Source organism: Paramaledivibacter caminithermalis DSM 15212 (genome assembly GCF_900142245.1).
Taxonomy (GTDB): Bacteria; Bacillota; Clostridia; order Peptostreptococcales; family Caminicellaceae; genus Paramaledivibacter; species Paramaledivibacter caminithermalis.
The window spans coordinates 23001-36732 of the sequence record NZ_FRAG01000034.1 but is presented as its reverse complement, the minus strand read 5'-3'; the positions used below and the strand labels follow the sequence as shown (position 1 = coordinate 36732).

16 protein-coding genes, 1 pseudogene and 1 riboswitch are annotated in these 13732 nt (G+C 30.5%); of the genes and pseudogenes, 9 read left to right on the top strand and 8 right to left on the bottom strand.

Going from position 1 to position 13732, the window contains the following annotated elements:
* Positions 1 to 100 precede the first annotated feature (100 nt).
* The 6 genes from thiC to thiS all read right to left on the bottom strand — a co-directional run bounded on the left by thiC (position 101) and on the right by thiS (position 5540).
* Entirely contained in the window at positions 101 to 1414 is a 1314-nt protein-coding gene (thiC, locus tag BUB36_RS12570) for a phosphomethylpyrimidine synthase ThiC (protein WP_073150759.1), read from the bottom strand.
* A 208-nt stretch (positions 1415 to 1622) separates the two neighbouring features.
* Complete coding sequence (gene thiE, locus BUB36_RS20535) at positions 1623 to 2636, bottom strand: thiamine phosphate synthase (protein ID WP_084112024.1); 1014 nt, start codon at positions 2634 to 2636, stop codon at positions 1623 to 1625.
* Positions 2637 to 2652: 16 nt separating this feature from the next.
* The gene (thiH, locus tag BUB36_RS12560; RefSeq protein ID WP_073150756.1) at positions 2653 to 3756 is read right to left on the bottom strand and encodes a 2-iminoacetate synthase ThiH; all 1104 of its coding nucleotides are present in this window, start codon (positions 3754 to 3756) and stop codon (positions 2653 to 2655) included.
* A gap of 12 nt (positions 3757 to 3768) precedes the next feature.
* Positions 3769 to 4536: a thiazole synthase gene (locus BUB36_RS12555; RefSeq protein WP_073150765.1), complete on the bottom strand. Its 768-nt coding sequence runs from the start codon at positions 4534 to 4536 to the stop codon at positions 3769 to 3771.
* 4 nt (positions 4537 to 4540) lie between these two features.
* The gene (thiF, locus tag BUB36_RS12550) at positions 4541 to 5347 is read right to left on the bottom strand and encodes a sulfur carrier protein ThiS adenylyltransferase ThiF (RefSeq protein ID WP_073150753.1); all 807 of its coding nucleotides are present in this window, start codon (positions 5345 to 5347) and stop codon (positions 4541 to 4543) included.
* 1 nt (position 5348) lies between these two features.
* Positions 5349 to 5540, bottom strand: coding sequence for a sulfur carrier protein ThiS (thiS, locus tag BUB36_RS12545; RefSeq protein ID WP_073150751.1), 192 nt, complete (start codon positions 5538 to 5540; stop codon positions 5349 to 5351).
* 319 nt (positions 5541 to 5859) lie between these two features.
* A riboswitch (TPP riboswitch) is annotated at positions 5860 to 5968 on the bottom strand.
* A gap of 357 nt (positions 5969 to 6325) precedes the next feature.
* Between thiS and BUB36_RS19295 the strand changes: the two genes are divergently transcribed.
* Both BUB36_RS19295 and BUB36_RS12535 read left to right on the top strand, forming a co-directional pair.
* On the top strand, positions 6326 to 6499 hold the full coding sequence (locus BUB36_RS19295) for a DUF2281 domain-containing protein (RefSeq protein WP_073150749.1): 174 nt from the start codon (positions 6326 to 6328) through the stop codon (positions 6497 to 6499).
* Positions 6496 to 6873 carry a type II toxin-antitoxin system death-on-curing family toxin gene (locus tag BUB36_RS12535; RefSeq protein WP_073150747.1) on the top strand — a complete coding sequence of 126 codons (378 nt, stop codon included), beginning with the start codon at positions 6496 to 6498 and terminating at the stop codon, positions 6871 to 6873. The genes BUB36_RS19295 and BUB36_RS12535 overlap by 4 nt, the downstream gene beginning before the upstream one ends.
* A gap of 797 nt (positions 6874 to 7670) precedes the next feature.
* Here BUB36_RS12535 and BUB36_RS12530 read toward each other — a convergent pair.
* Positions 7671 to 7991 (bottom strand): annotated as a pseudogene (locus BUB36_RS12530) (ATP-binding protein); the annotation flags it as partial.
* Positions 7992 to 8167: 176 nt separating this feature from the next.
* On the opposite strand from BUB36_RS12530, the gene BUB36_RS12525 reads away from it, so the two are divergent.
* The 3 genes from BUB36_RS12525 to BUB36_RS12515 all read left to right on the top strand — a co-directional run bounded on the left by BUB36_RS12525 (position 8168) and on the right by BUB36_RS12515 (position 9523).
* Positions 8168 to 8656, top strand: a complete 489-nt coding sequence (locus tag BUB36_RS12525) for a hypothetical protein (RefSeq protein ID WP_408633784.1) — start codon at positions 8168 to 8170, stop codon at positions 8654 to 8656.
* 185 nt (positions 8657 to 8841) lie between these two features.
* On the top strand, positions 8842 to 9342 hold the full coding sequence (locus BUB36_RS12520; protein ID WP_073150743.1) for a helix-turn-helix domain-containing protein: 501 nt from the start codon (positions 8842 to 8844) through the stop codon (positions 9340 to 9342).
* The gene (locus tag BUB36_RS12515) at positions 9323 to 9523 is read left to right on the top strand and encodes a transposase (protein WP_073150740.1); all 201 of its coding nucleotides are present in this window, start codon (positions 9323 to 9325) and stop codon (positions 9521 to 9523) included. The genes BUB36_RS12520 and BUB36_RS12515 overlap by 20 nt, the downstream gene beginning before the upstream one ends.
* Before the next feature lie 445 nt (positions 9524 to 9968).
* Here BUB36_RS12515 and BUB36_RS12510 read toward each other — a convergent pair whose 3' ends face one another.
* Positions 9969 to 10379 (bottom strand): CGGC domain-containing protein, encoded by a 411-nt coding sequence (locus tag BUB36_RS12510; RefSeq protein WP_073150738.1) that lies wholly within the window; start codon positions 10377 to 10379, stop codon positions 9969 to 9971.
* A gap of 171 nt (positions 10380 to 10550) precedes the next feature.
* Here BUB36_RS12510 and BUB36_RS12505 point away from each other — a divergent pair, with 171 nt between their 5' ends.
* From BUB36_RS12505 to BUB36_RS12490, 4 genes are all read left to right on the top strand, one after another.
* Entirely contained in the window at positions 10551 to 10736 is a 186-nt protein-coding gene (locus BUB36_RS12505; RefSeq protein WP_073150735.1) for a hypothetical protein, read from the top strand.
* Positions 10737 to 11418: 682 nt separating this feature from the next.
* Entirely contained in the window at positions 11419 to 11754 is a 336-nt protein-coding gene (locus BUB36_RS12500; protein ID WP_165613085.1) for a DUF362 domain-containing protein, read from the top strand.
* Positions 11755 to 12037: 283 nt separating this feature from the next.
* Positions 12038 to 12760 (top strand): hypothetical protein, encoded by a 723-nt coding sequence (locus tag BUB36_RS12495; protein ID WP_073150729.1) that lies wholly within the window; start codon positions 12038 to 12040, stop codon positions 12758 to 12760.
* A gap of 149 nt (positions 12761 to 12909) precedes the next feature.
* Positions 12910 to 13470: a hypothetical protein gene (locus BUB36_RS12490; protein ID WP_073150725.1), complete on the top strand. Its 561-nt coding sequence runs from the start codon at positions 12910 to 12912 to the stop codon at positions 13468 to 13470.
* Positions 13471 to 13732 lie beyond the last annotated feature (262 nt).

Sequence of the window (13732 nt, the reverse complement as noted above, 5' to 3'; positions counted from 1 at the left end):
AAGTATAATAGCATCGGTTCCTCCCCTTAATGATTCTAGAATCACATTATAAAAATTACCAGACTTTACTAATTTTCTATTGGTTATGAGATAAAGCACATTAGTCGTCCTCTCTCAATATATTGATGTTTTTTCCTTCCATTACTTTATTCATATTTCTCATTGAACACATTTTACCACACATTGTACAGCTGTCTTCATGCTCAGGCAGGGATTCTTTCCTATATTTTCTAGCCTTTTCAGGGTCAATGGCAAGACTAAACATTTTTTCCCAGTCAAGCTTTTGTCTTGCTTTGCTCATTTCATAATCCCATTTTTTTGAACCAGGTACATTTTTAGCTATATCGGCAGCATGAGCAGCAATTTTTGTGGCAATAATACCTTCCTTCATATCCTCAAGATCAGGCAATCTTAAATGTTCAGCAGGTGTAACGTAGCATAAGAAATCAGCACCGTTGGATGCTGCGATAGCTCCACCTATGGCACTTGTAATATGATCATAACCAGGAGCTATATCTGTAACAATAGGACCCAATACATAAAATGGAGCACCATGACAAAGCTTTTTTTCAATAACCATATTTGCAGCTATTTCGTTTATAGCCATATGACCAGGACCTTCAATCATTACTTGAACATTTCTTTCCCAAGCTCTTTTTGTTAATTCACCTAGGACAATCAATTCTTTTATTTGGCTTGCATCCGTTGAATCATTTATACTTCCAGGACGACAAGCGTCACCAAGGCTGAGGGTTACATCGTACTTTTCACAGATATCAAGGAGCTGGTCATAATACTCAAAGAATGGATTTTCCCTATTATTTAATTCCATCCAAGCATAAAGTAGTGAACCTCCCCTTGAAACTATGTGATTAAGCCTTTTATTTCTCTTGAAAACTTCAGCTGTTTTTCTATTAATTCCTGCATGAATTGTCATAAAATCCACACCATTTTCAGCATGTTTACGTGCAACCTCTAGGAATTCTTCAGCAGTGATGTCCTTAAGTTCTTTATCATAGAAGCCTACTGCATCATAGATTGGCACGGTTCCAATCATTGCAGGAGACATATCAACAAGCTTTGTTCTGAATTCTTCAGTTTTTCCATAGGAGCTAAGGTCCATAATTGCTTCTACATTGAAATCAAGGGCAGCTTTTGCTTTTTTTAGCTCTTTATCAACATCACAACAGTCCTTTGAAATGCCAAGATTAACATTTATTTTTGTTCTTAGTCCTTCACCTACTCCCTCGGGGCTTAAGGATTTGTGATTTTTATTTGCTGGAATTACGATTTTTCCTTCAGCTAATTTTTGCTGTAATATAATTACATCTAAGCCTTCTTTTTCAGCTACTATTTTCATTTCTTTAGTTATGATGCCTTTTCTCGCAGCATCCATTTGAGTTGTATAATTCATAAATAATCTTCCTTTCTGTATTAGTAATAAGTATTGAAACATAAGTTTCACGTTCTTAAAATTTATTTTGTTGGTTGATGATTAATAGTTAATGGCTTATGGCTGATAGCTGATGGCTAAGAAGCTATAGGCTTACTTTAGGGTCAAAGATAGTAAAGACAGTATAAATTTATTGCCTAAAAACTAAGTTTAAAGCCATTTAGTTTAATTAATAAAGCTTTTTTCGGATTAAATTGATTTTTTTAACAATATTTTCTGAGCCTACAAGCTCGGAAATCATTGCAAAATATTTGCCACCATGTTTTTTGACTGTAGCTATATTTGATTCCTTTATTCCTCCAATTGCAACAAAGGGAATAGATATATTTTCAGAAACCCATTTTAAAAATGAAAGACCATCGCACTTTTCTAAATTTTTTTTGGTAGAAGTATTGAATATAGGACCTACACCTATATAATCAGCACCTTTTTCCACAGCTTCTAATGCTTGTTTTTGATTATGAGTTGATAGACCTATTATCATATCTGATGCGATGTTTTTAACAATTTCAATAGGCATATCCTTTTGACCTATATGAATACCGTCTGCCTTCACAGCTAAAGCAATATCGATATCATCATTAACAATAAAGATTACATCATTAACACTAGTGATTTTTCTTATAGCCTGACAATCCTTTAGTTTATCGCATTTACTTTTATTCTTTTCTCTATATTGAATAATTTTAATGTTAGCTTTAATCATTTCCTTAGTTATTTCAATATTGCTTTTGCCGGCAGAGAATTCTTCTCCTAAAATTCCGTATATATCAGTATCAGGTAAAGTTTTTCTTATGGAGAATTTCTTTTCTAGGTCATATGACTTAAATCTTAAAGCTTCATATATTTTAGATTCATTAAAATATCCAAGTATCTTCAAGGCTTCTTCTATGCTCCTTAAACCTTCTTGAACCCTTTTGAAATTGGCACTAATTAAATCTGAGACAGCTTTTTTAGCATCAAGCCTGCTGTTTTGAGAAATATTTAGCCCAATATCATTTTGTGAATCACGAAAGATTAGCAAGCTATGGTTTGTAAAGGACTTCCTAACAATATGTCGCATTTCTCTTATGTCTTTAGATAAAGCTTTATTTTCCAATACAAACCTTGCAATATCCTCTAGAATTCTTAGTCCCTCAGAAACTCTATTGATATTAGCATCTATTAGTCTATAAATTTTCATTTATTTGAACACCTCACTATATATGCATCCAGTCCTTAAATACTGGCTGATATCCTCTAGCTAATAATACCCTTCTTATTTCTTCTACACTTCGTTTGTCAGAGATTTCAAATTGGCTGTCACTTTTTGTCTTAGAAGAATGACCTCCAACTTCAGTTGATACTCCTGCCGACATCTTTGTAACGCCTAGAGGAATAAGGTTATCCCTAAGATATTGATTTTCCCTAGTAGATATGTTTATACCGATTCTAGGAAGAAAAAGCCTTATTGCAAGCATTATCTGGACTAAATCCTTATCATTTACTGTGTAGATGTCATTAAAGGAGCCCGCATGAGGTCTTAGCCTTGGTAGAGATACGCTAATCTCAGTATCAGAATATTTATTTTGAAGGTACTCAGCATGAAGCCCAGTAAAAAAAGCTTCCTTTCTCCAATCATTCAGACCTAGAAGTGAGCCAATATTTATACCTCTCATTTTTGCTTTGCAGCCCCTTTCTGGTGCATCCAGCCTGAATTTATAATTTTTCTTGGGACCAGCAATATGGACCTTGTCATAAATTTTTTCATCATATACTTCTTGATATATTGTGAGAGATTCAGCTCCAGCATCTACAACTTTTTTATATTCATTTTCAGTTAATGGATAAATTTCAATTGAAATAGCATCAAAATACTTTCGTATAACCTTTATTGCATCAACTATATATGAAACAGGAGTTTCCTTATTTGATTCACCAGTCAAGATTAAAATATGTCTTAAACCTGTTGAAGAAATGACCTTGGCTTCTTCCTCTATTTCCTCTAATGTCAGTTTTTTTCTTATTATGTTATTAGTAACATTGAAACCGCAATAGGAGCATTTATTGACGCAATGATTAGCTATATACATGGGGGTGTATAGAAGCATTGTTTTGCCAAAGTTTTGAACTGTGAGTCTATGAGACTTTTGAGCCATTTCTTCAAGCAAGCTTTGAGCAGCATGAGATAAAAGTGTCAAAAAATCGTATTTGTCTAAGCTCCCTTTATTAATTACTTTCAGTACATCTGATTTAGTTGTTTTTCTAAAAAAATTCGTGAAATCAAAATTTCTTAATTTAAGGTATTCATTATAAAAAGACATATTATACCACCTTTACATATTCAAGAATCCGGTTAATGGTGAAGAGGCTTGGGCATAGTTTTTTTCTGGACCAAACTTTGAAATATAAGCCATTCTTCCAGCTTTAACGCTTAAGCTAAAGGCTTTACCCATTTTTACAGGGTCACCAGCAGTAGCTATTGCTGTATTGACTAAAACAGCTGCTGCTCCTATTTCCATAGCCTCTGCAGCATGAGAAGGTTTGCCAATACCTGCATCAACAATGATTGGAAGGTCAATTTCATCTATTAGTATTCTAATTAATTCTCGAGTTTGAAGCCCCTTGTTTGTACCTATTGGAGCACCTAAGGGCATAACAGCAGCTGCACCTGCACTTACTAAGCTTTTTGCAGCCATTAAATCTGGACTCATATATGGAAGCACAATAAAGCCTTCCTTTGCTAAAATCTCTGTTGCTTTAATAGTTTCAAAGTTATCTGGAAGAAGATATTTGTTATCTGAAATAACCTCAATTTTTATCCAGTTTCCACATCCCATAGCCTTTGCAAGTCTTGCTATTCTAACGGCTTCCTCAGCATTTCTTGCTCCGGAAGTATTAGGAAGCAAAATACAGTCCTTAGGAATGTAATCTAGGATATTTTCTTCTTTAGAGTTTAAATCTACTCTTCTAAGAGCCATAGTAATTACTTTAGCTTTAGAGCTTTTAATTACATTAGGTATAACTTTTTTGTTGGGGAATTTTCCTGTACCTATAAAGAGCCTGCTGTCAAGCTCTATTCCACCTATGACTAATTTATCCATTTGCTTACACATCCTTTTCTCCCATTATTATTCTTAAAACTGTATTAGCCTGATGATTAGCAGCAATTGAAACCCTCGGAGCCATAAGACCACAGCCAGGCTTTGCTTCGGATATACCATCTCCTATTAGATAAAAATTATCTCTAAGCTTTCTTGTCACAATAGTATTATTTGAGAAATATCCTGCCATTCCAGAAGCTGCTACAACTTTTTTTTCAGGCATTTTCTTTAGCACTGTGTTTATAAGTTCAGCCTTAGCCTTGGGGTTATCAAAGGCTTCAACTATAATGTCTACATTGTTAAAAAGCTCTTCTATATTGTTTTTATCAATATAGATGTCCTTTGTTTCTATTTTTACAAAGGGATTTACCTGAGAAATTAAATCCTTTATAGCCTCGCTTTTTTTCATTCCTAAATGTTTTATAAAGTACTGCTGCCTATTTAAATTGCTAGGTTCAACCACATCAAAATCCACAAGCTTTAGATAACCTATACCAATTCTAGCTAGTGAAACTGTAACATTTGACCCTAATCCTCCAAGTCCTGCAATTCCAACTCTTGCTTTTTTTATTTTTTCATGGACTCCTGGTGTATGACGTGAAGACATAAGAGCTTCAAGCTCGTCTTTAGAGGGGATTTCACCTCTTTTGATAAGTGTTACTCTATCATGTTCTTTAAGAAGAATATCCTTGCTTATTATAAATCCATTATGAATTACGATATCGGCATCAGGTTTAAAGCTTCTTTTTATAGAAAAAGCTGTAGAACCTTTATTTACAACAATACTCTTTTCATTTAAGAAGACTTCCATTTTAACCACCACCCACTAAGCTAATTATTTCAATTCGATCTTCTTTGTTTAGTACGAAATTACAATAGTTTTCCTTTGAAATTATCTCAAGATTTACTTCTACAACTACTTTATTCATATCAAGATTTAACTCATTTAGCAGCTGAAGGATTGTAATATTTTCAAAGCTCATTTTTTTACCGTTAACTAACATATTATCCCTCCTTTCATTAATTATGTGGTTAAAGTTGAAAATTTAAGTTGATGTTAAACTTGAACAATTTATGGACTTGTTGAAAAAAGTGTATTTAAAGATTAAAGTTATACATCAACTTAAATTTTAAATTAAATAGAAAAGGGAAGCAGATTATCTGCTTCCCTCATAACATTATTAGAAATATATATAGTAAGTAATAAAAATTCAAAGACATTGAGACTGCTGTTTCGGTTAGAGTCTTTAGAAATAGTATGTATTAAAAAATCACAAATCCTAGAGAATTTGTGATAAGTATAAAAAAATATGATATAAAGATACTTACTATAACACACTTCCCTACGGTGGGATTAACCACATCAGGTTATGAGGGTCAGAGATAACATCTCTTTCTCAGCCTATCGATATAGGCTCCCCTAGTTAATATTTAGTTTTTTCTTCAATGAAATTATAACATGATTTAAATTGTTTTACAATACTGTAATTACTCCTTTGTTGTTAATTTGTGATAATGTCACCTTAAGATTAATTTTAGAAAATGTCACTTTTGATTAAACTCTAAACATGGAAAAAATTAAAGTAAATAGATGGAATATGTAAAAATATAAAAAATTAACATTTGTCATTTCACCCAAATTCATCAACCTAAGTTAAGAGCTAACTAAGGTTGATGAACTTCGCAAACACGAAAACGTTAAGTAAAATTATTTTTATTGAAAGAATCACTTTAGTAAGAATATGATATAATATTAGTAATAGATAAAGTCCATAAGGAGTGAATTAAAATGTCATTAGCAAAAGAGTTACTTGATAATTTTAATAAATTGCCAATAGACAGTCAAAAAGAAGTAATTGATTTCGTTATGTTTTTATCGCAAAAGGAACAAAAAAAACTTGAAAAGATTATGGATGATATCATAGAAAATAACAAAGAAGCATTAGAGGAGTTAGGCAAATGAAGCTAATATCTCTAGAAAATGTAGTGCTTTATCATGAAAAGATAATTAGTGCTACTGGAGGAAGTTTAGGGATAAGAGATATTGGTTTGATAGAAAGCGCATTAAGTAGAGGAATAGCAAGCTTTGATGGTAAGGATTTATACAAAACTGATATAGAAAAGATTTCAGCAATAACCTATTCATTAATTAATAATCATGCATTTATAGATGGTAATAAGAGAATAGGAGTATCAGTAATGTTATTACTATTAAGAATAAATAATGTTAATTTATCGTATGCACAAGAAGAATTGATTAATTTAGGATTATCTATAGCTGAGAATAAAAGTGATATATTTGACATAGCTAAATGGATTCTTGACCACAGAGTATAAATATTTATGTGGTCTTTTTTATTTGGGTAAAAGGTATATAAAAATAACTTCACTTAACAAAGCATTTAGCGCAAGGGTGTACGGAAGCATGTTTTTGGAGTCGTTCAGATGCATCACATTTCTTAATCGGGTGCAAGCACCTCTAAGGAGAAAGGCTTTGATGGTCTAGTTCAGAGAAGTCGCAAATACAAAACGTTATATAAAATCACGTGCATAGCTACCACGTCCTGTGGCAAATGATTTTCTAAGGGAAGGTTATGAGGGAATAGGTTTATGCAAATTACTGCATATACTGTAACTGCTGCCTATTATATTCAGCTAACATAATTTATGGAGGTAAGCATGAAAAAATGTAACAATTTTTATGACAAGGGGACGTTTCGTTTGACATATATAGTCAATCGTCATCACATTATTTCACTGGGTGTAAGTACCGACTAGGAAGTACAGCTTTAGGAGTTCAGTTTAGCAACGTTGCAAATACGAAAAATTGGCTGAAATCTTTTCTTAGTGAGTCTGTCATATAATGTGTGTCTAAAGGAAAGTATTCTTCTAGCTGACAAGATGTATGTATAAGAGATTAGATATGTAATTTATTGAGTTATTTATATTATTAGCAAAATTTTATAATTATATACATAAAATCGTATAATTTTGGTAATAATTTTTTATAATGGGGAAAGTATGCCATAGGTTAGTAAAATTTATTATTTTTACCTATGGAACATTTCCCTTATGTTAATGTCAATATAATTTTTAACATATTTGCAAATATAACTTTTAACACTTTTGACTAATTATTTTTTGGAATTATCAGTAAATATTTTGTCTTTAACTCTGTAAGATTTACCTGTTATTTTTTCAACTGTAGAATGATGTAATAACCTATCTAGTATTGCGTTAGCAATAGTTATATCTCCAAATATCTCATGCCATTTACTAAACTCCTTGTTAGTAGTAATTATTGTGCTAGATTTTTCGTATCTTTTATTTATTAGCTGGAAAAACATATTTGCTTCTTCTTTAGAAATAGGCAAATAACCTATCTCGTCTATTATTAGAAGTTTATATTTAGCATAGTGTTTGAGTCTTGCTTCTAACCTATTTTCTAAATGCGCTTTCTTTAGATTTAATTTTCTTTTTACAACTCTTTGATCTAACTGTTAGTGGCAAAATAAAATTACCAAAAAAAAGGGAAAGAAAATTCCCCACCTATATAGAAAAAAATACCCCTTTGCAGTTTAATAAAATAAAGATTACAAAGGGAGATGAAATATACATGTTGGGGGGTGAAATGCATACTGCAATAGATACCTTATTCAAAAAAGGATATAACAAAACTCAAATAGCTAAAATGTTAAAAATAGACAGAAAAACAGTAAGAACTGTATTAGAAAAACTTGAAAAACATGGTTGTGTAGAAAGAAAAGAATATCCTTCAATACTTGATCCATATAAAGAATACATAAATATTCAAGCTTCTAAACAACTTTCAGCAAAACGCATTTTTCAAGATTTACAAATAGAATATGGATATGAAGGAAGCTATGATACTGTAAAAAAATATGTCGCTAAAATAAAGAAAAACCCACCTAAAGCCTACATGGTACTAACTTATCTTCTAGGAGAAGAAGCTCAAGTTGATTTTGGATATATAGGAACAATAAAAGTTAACGGCAGGCATAAAAAAGCTTGGATATTTGTTATGACATTAAGTTATTCAAGATATATGTATGTTCAAATAGTATTTGACGCTTACATTCATTCTTGTTTACATCTTTAAAATCATCTGAATTCATTTCAGAAAATTCAAGATTTTACCTTTATTTTTGTTCAACCGTGAATTTTGTGATTTAATAAAGTTACCATAAATTACATTACCAATTTGCTAGTAAAAAGGGTACAAAAAATCCGATACATCCCTTATCATCAAATGTGCTAACAAAATTAAATAGGGAGGTGTATCGGATGACTATCAATTATGATTTTATCCGAAATTTAATCGGATTACAAGGAATAAAGGTAGTTTATTCCAATGTGAATAATGGCATATTTAAAGTATTTGCAACATCTGTATTTAATATTGCTATATGTCTAGATTGTGGTCGTATCACATATACCGTGCATGATAAAAAGTTTCAGGCATATAAGCGTTTGCTAATTTGGGGAATGGATATAGTTATCGCTCTTGAGAAAAAGCGCTATGTGTGTAGCTGTAATCCAAAGCACCCTTTTGATGAATCCTTTTCTTTCATCAGAAAATATGGGCGTTACACCACTACCTATGAAAACTATATTTTTACACTGACCCATAAAAACACAGTCAAAAATGTTAGTAATATTATTGGTAATAGTGGAGCTACATGCCAAAGAATCTATAATCATTATGCCAAAGCCAAAGCATATCTTGCAGGATGTAAACCTGAGCCATTAAGATTTTTAGGCATTGATGATATCGCTTTTAAATAAAGGACACAATTATGATACTATTATCTATAATCAGGAAACAGGTAGTGTGGTTGCTGTTTTCTCTGGTAGAACAAAGGAAGATGTAATCTCTTACTTAAAGAGCTTACCTGAAGATGTAAGAAATGGCATTAAAGCTGTTTCTATGGATATCGTAATCAAGATAATTGGCAAATTAGAGTAAAATACGAATTTCAATGTGCTTAAAATCTCTATTTCTCAAGGTTGCTAGTATACCTTTAACTACTTTTATTTCTATAATTATGCTTAGTAGGAATAATAAATATATCTAGGTTAATATATCATAGAAAACTAAATTTGTGTTTCCAATTTTATGGAAAATGTATGTATGATTTTTCTGGATACTTGTTCTCAACAAGGTCAGTATATGCTTTATCGCAAAATTCGTGGTTGAACCATTTTTTATGCAATACCAGTGGGTGATGATAAAAGAGTTAAAACTATTATAGATAGTTTCTTTAAAAAATACAAAATTGGTACATTATTAAAGCAATCAAGGTTCTATAAATTTGTTGTGATGAATTGGAAGATATTAAATTCTTTGAATCTATCAGCTTAATTTTAGATTTATTAAAAGATGCTTTAACTGAAAAGCTATCGCTTATAGCCTAATAGCAGTTATATATCCCTTCTTCTCTTTTTCTATTAGCATTTTTACTTACATAGGTTTTCTCAACTATATTTTTATAGCCTTTTTTTAGTATGATGCTTTTAATATAGTCAACATGAGGACATCGGTCATAGTGGTGATTGTCAGTTACCATACAAGAAGATAAATGGATAACCACATCATCTTTATTTATACCATAAGCTTTTCTAGATTTTTTACCAAAGTGTTCTAACTTTGCTGCGATACCCTTTCCACAACATCCTCCACAGGTGAAGGAGATGTACTTTACATCACATTCATAGTTTTTAAACATTTTTTCTTTCTCATAGAAAGCCTTTGTACATGCAAAACCACTGCATCTTTTATGGGCAATATCACACTGAATCATAACAACATATTTTGTACTCATCTTAACTTCCCCCCAATACATTCTAATAAATAGCTTGTTGCAGAACTCTACAACTTGCATAAATACTGACTTTTAATCTATTGAAATGGCTAAGTTTCCCCCATTTTTTGTATATTATATAATAACAAATTTTGTATAACTCAAAACTTATAAAAAAGAAAGGAGAAGCTTATGCCAATTTTAGCTAAGCAATTAACTTCTTGCCATACTTCTAAAGATTTTGATAAATTTTACAATCAAAATCACGACAATTTGCCTACTTTATTAGAAGAATTTATTGATATTAGAGATTTTGTTCCTTTTCTTTTTATCAAAAGTATTATTCCCACTTTGGTAGAGATAGATATTTTTCTATAGAATCTATACTTAATGCTTTTATTCTTAAAAACATTTTATACTCATATTTAAAACTAAAACCTATGATATAAAATTTACATAGTAAAACTTAATTTATACATGTACAAATATGCAATGCTTCTGGGCATTTTGGACATGTATAAATTAAAGTCTTTACTTAAATTTCTATAATCCACTTGATATTAAATCTTTAATTGCCTAGTTTCAAATACTCAAATCAAATATCAATTTTTGAAAAGGTTAGTTTAACCTTTGTTTTGTCATGTCTTTTTTTGTTTGAATATTTTTTATGCTATCCCATTAAGTATTATTTTTCTGTGGATAAACTAACGGTTATATTTTACACCTATCTATCCTAAAATTGCATCTAAAGTGTATCTATAAAACACAATAGACATACATATAATTACATTACAATTTTATTTTTGCACAAAATTGTAGCTATGTCAATATGCTTTATAAACTTAACAAGATTAAAGAGTAAAATTATTCATTCTTGTTTTACATTTTAAAATCTTCTAAATTTATTTCATAAAATTCAAAAATAATTTTATTTTTATTTAAAAAAAAATTCTCTATAGACTTTTTTTAAAATAGAATTAATAAAATTTATTCTTTTCCATTTGGGTATAAAGCAGAAAACTTGTTTTCGACAAGATTCAATCTTCCGCTGACAACTTCATTGTCAAATAATGGTTATTCTATTAAATATTTTGATTTGGCAGCCTATGACTTGATTATTAATCTTCCAGTATTGAAGCTTCACACTACTGTAGGATTTACTGGGGCAGTAAAGAATTTCTATGGTATTTTAGAACCCCAATCCAAGGTATTTCTACACAAGTATAAAATAGTAGGTAATGCTTTAAAGGTTTTATGTAGCTATCTATCCTCCTTAAATATTTATACTTTCCTTGATGCACGAATAGTTCCAGACGCTCAACAACTTCTTTGGGGAAATTCTAAAAGTTTAAAGTTTAGCCTGATCCTATTCTTTTACTATTCTTTCAATATGTAGCCAGCTTTCCTGACTCTCTCTACTACATTTTGTACCTAAAATTATTTAAACGTATTATGCAATTTCCTGATATATTAAAAATTCTACATTAAGTGGGGGAAATCCTTTTTGAAAGCGTTAAAAAAATATAGTTTCTTCAATAGTTGTAGAGTTCTGCAACTGACTATGAAGAAATAAGAAAGGGGGACAGTCTAGCAATTTTAAAAAGTATGTTTTTGTAGTATAAACTGATGAAATAAAAATTCTGTAGGAAAGTACAAAAAAATTTATGGAGGGATTACATATGATGAGTAAAAAATTGATATGCACATTGACTGTGATTATGTTGGTTTTTAATACAATGACAATTGCTTTTGCAGATACTGGATACCCTACAGCTAAAAATGCTATTTCAATTCCATATACTGAGAATAATGTAAAAAAATATGAAGTAAAGACACCAGAAGATGTTAAAAGGGAAATAGAAATAACTCCCTATGGAGTAGATCCTGGTGAAGGAGCATTAAGAGTAAAAGAAACTAGTGGATGGACAAGTGGTACTGTTTATGATGGTGATGAAGAAAGTAGTAGTGTCTTAAGCACTATTTTATCTATTGGATTATCAGCGGCTGGTTATTTTATAGGAACTGTACAGAATATTGTAAAAGATGTAGCATTAATTGTTTTTGGACTTGATTGGCAGGAAGTTATTATTTCATCTCTTGGTAGTGCTAAAGCAATGCACTCTTATGCATATATAAGCAAACTTGGTCAAGTTTATACTAATTATTCATGGCGTTCTAAGGTTGACATAGAAAAGAGAGAATGGTACGGCCATAGTTTTGCTTCATTTAAAGGTTCTGATGGTAAAACACATACTGGATCAGTTGATTATTTAGATGATACTCTTAGAGTTGATAAAAAGGATCATTATGATGATAATTGGATTATGGATAAGACAAATGAAATTTATAAATGGAACTTAGATGATTATGTAGATGCTTATACACACACTACTATTCAATAATTTTATCTGATATAATTATCTCAAAGGATAATAGTATTTTATAAGAACTTAAGAAATTAGTTCACTTTAAAAAGCAACTAAAAATTCTTATTGAATAATATTATTACCTTTTCTACAGAATTTTTATATAAAGTTAGGTGATGATTATAGTGAAAAAGAGATATTTGCTAATTATTGTGATTATATTTATAATTTCTCTAATATTTATAAAGTGTTCAAATGAAACCAATGAGATAGATAAGCCATCTATTGAATTAGATGCAAAAATACCAGAAAATCAATCATTCAAAGATTGTACAAATAGCGAAAATTTTAATTATAAGGCAAAAATTATATTAAATGATATTATGAAGTACGAAAATAAAATATCATTACGATATAATATAGACATAGAATCAATAAATAATAATACCTATAAAAATGTTATGGTCACTTCTTTTATTGATGAAAACGTACTAGAATTATTAGCTGTAAGAACAAGAACAAGCTTTGGTAGTAACAGTGAAGAGAACATTATTATAGATAATAAAGATAATAAAGGTTTAGTAATTGGGTTAACTACATGGCTTAATAAAGGGCTATCTGAGGAAAATTTGATAAATAAAGTTAAAAACCCCATTAAATTAAAAGTTACATGGGATGGTGGCGAAGAATATGTATATATTCCAAAAGAAAAGATAGAAGTTATTTATAAAGATTCTGAACAATAGGTACAATCTAATATGACAAGGGGACGTCAGACTGCGTGAAAACGGTAGTGTAATAAAATCTATATACTATATAAAGAAGGCTTGATTACAAAAAAACTACAATATATTGTATATAGATTCTCAATAAAAATAATTTTTACGCAGTCTGACATTTCGCTTGACATATATAGCCAATTGGCATCACATTATTTCACTGGGGGTAAGTATAGACTAGGAAATATAGCTTTAGGAGTCCAGTTTAGCAACGTTGCAAATACGAAAA

Bases quoted from the DNA above. Each gene is read 5' to 3' on its own strand.
- thiC (WP_073150759.1), bottom strand. From the start codon at position 1,414: ATGAATTATACAACTCAAATGGATGCTGCGAGAAAAGGCATCATAACT.
- thiE (WP_084112024.1), bottom strand. From the start codon at position 2,636: ATGAAAATTTATAGACTAATAGATGCTAATATCAATAGAGTTTCTGAG.
- thiH (WP_073150756.1), bottom strand. From the start codon at position 3,756: ATGTCTTTTTATAATGAATACCTTAAATTAAGAAATTTTGATTTCACG.
- BUB36_RS12555 (WP_073150765.1), bottom strand. From the start codon at position 4,536: ATGGATAAATTAGTCATAGGTGGAATAGAGCTTGACAGCAGGCTCTTT.
- thiF (WP_073150753.1), bottom strand. From the start codon at position 5,347: ATGGAAGTCTTCTTAAATGAAAAGAGTATTGTTGTAAATAAAGGTTCT.
- thiS (WP_073150751.1), bottom strand. From the start codon at position 5,540: ATGTTAGTTAACGGTAAAAAAATGAGCTTTGAAAATATTACAATCCTT.
- BUB36_RS19295 (WP_073150749.1), top strand. From the start codon at position 6,326: ATGTCATTAGCAAAAGAGTTACTTGATAATTTTAATAAATTGCCAATA.
- BUB36_RS12535 (WP_073150747.1), top strand. From the start codon at position 6,496: ATGAAGCTAATATCTCTAGAAAATGTAGTGCTTTATCATGAAAAGATA.
- BUB36_RS12525 (WP_408633784.1), top strand. From the start codon at position 8,168: ATGCATACTGCAATAGATACCTTATTCAAAAAAGGATATAACAAAACT.
- BUB36_RS12520 (WP_073150743.1), top strand. From the start codon at position 8,842: ATGACTATCAATTATGATTTTATCCGAAATTTAATCGGATTACAAGGA.
- BUB36_RS12515 (WP_073150740.1), top strand. From the start codon at position 9,323: ATGATATCGCTTTTAAATAAAGGACACAATTATGATACTATTATCTAT.
- BUB36_RS12510 (WP_073150738.1), bottom strand. From the start codon at position 10,379: ATGAGTACAAAATATGTTGTTATGATTCAGTGTGATATTGCCCATAAA.
- BUB36_RS12505 (WP_073150735.1), top strand. From the start codon at position 10,551: ATGCCAATTTTAGCTAAGCAATTAACTTCTTGCCATACTTCTAAAGAT.
- BUB36_RS12495 (WP_073150729.1), top strand. From the start codon at position 12,038: ATGATGAGTAAAAAATTGATATGCACATTGACTGTGATTATGTTGGTT.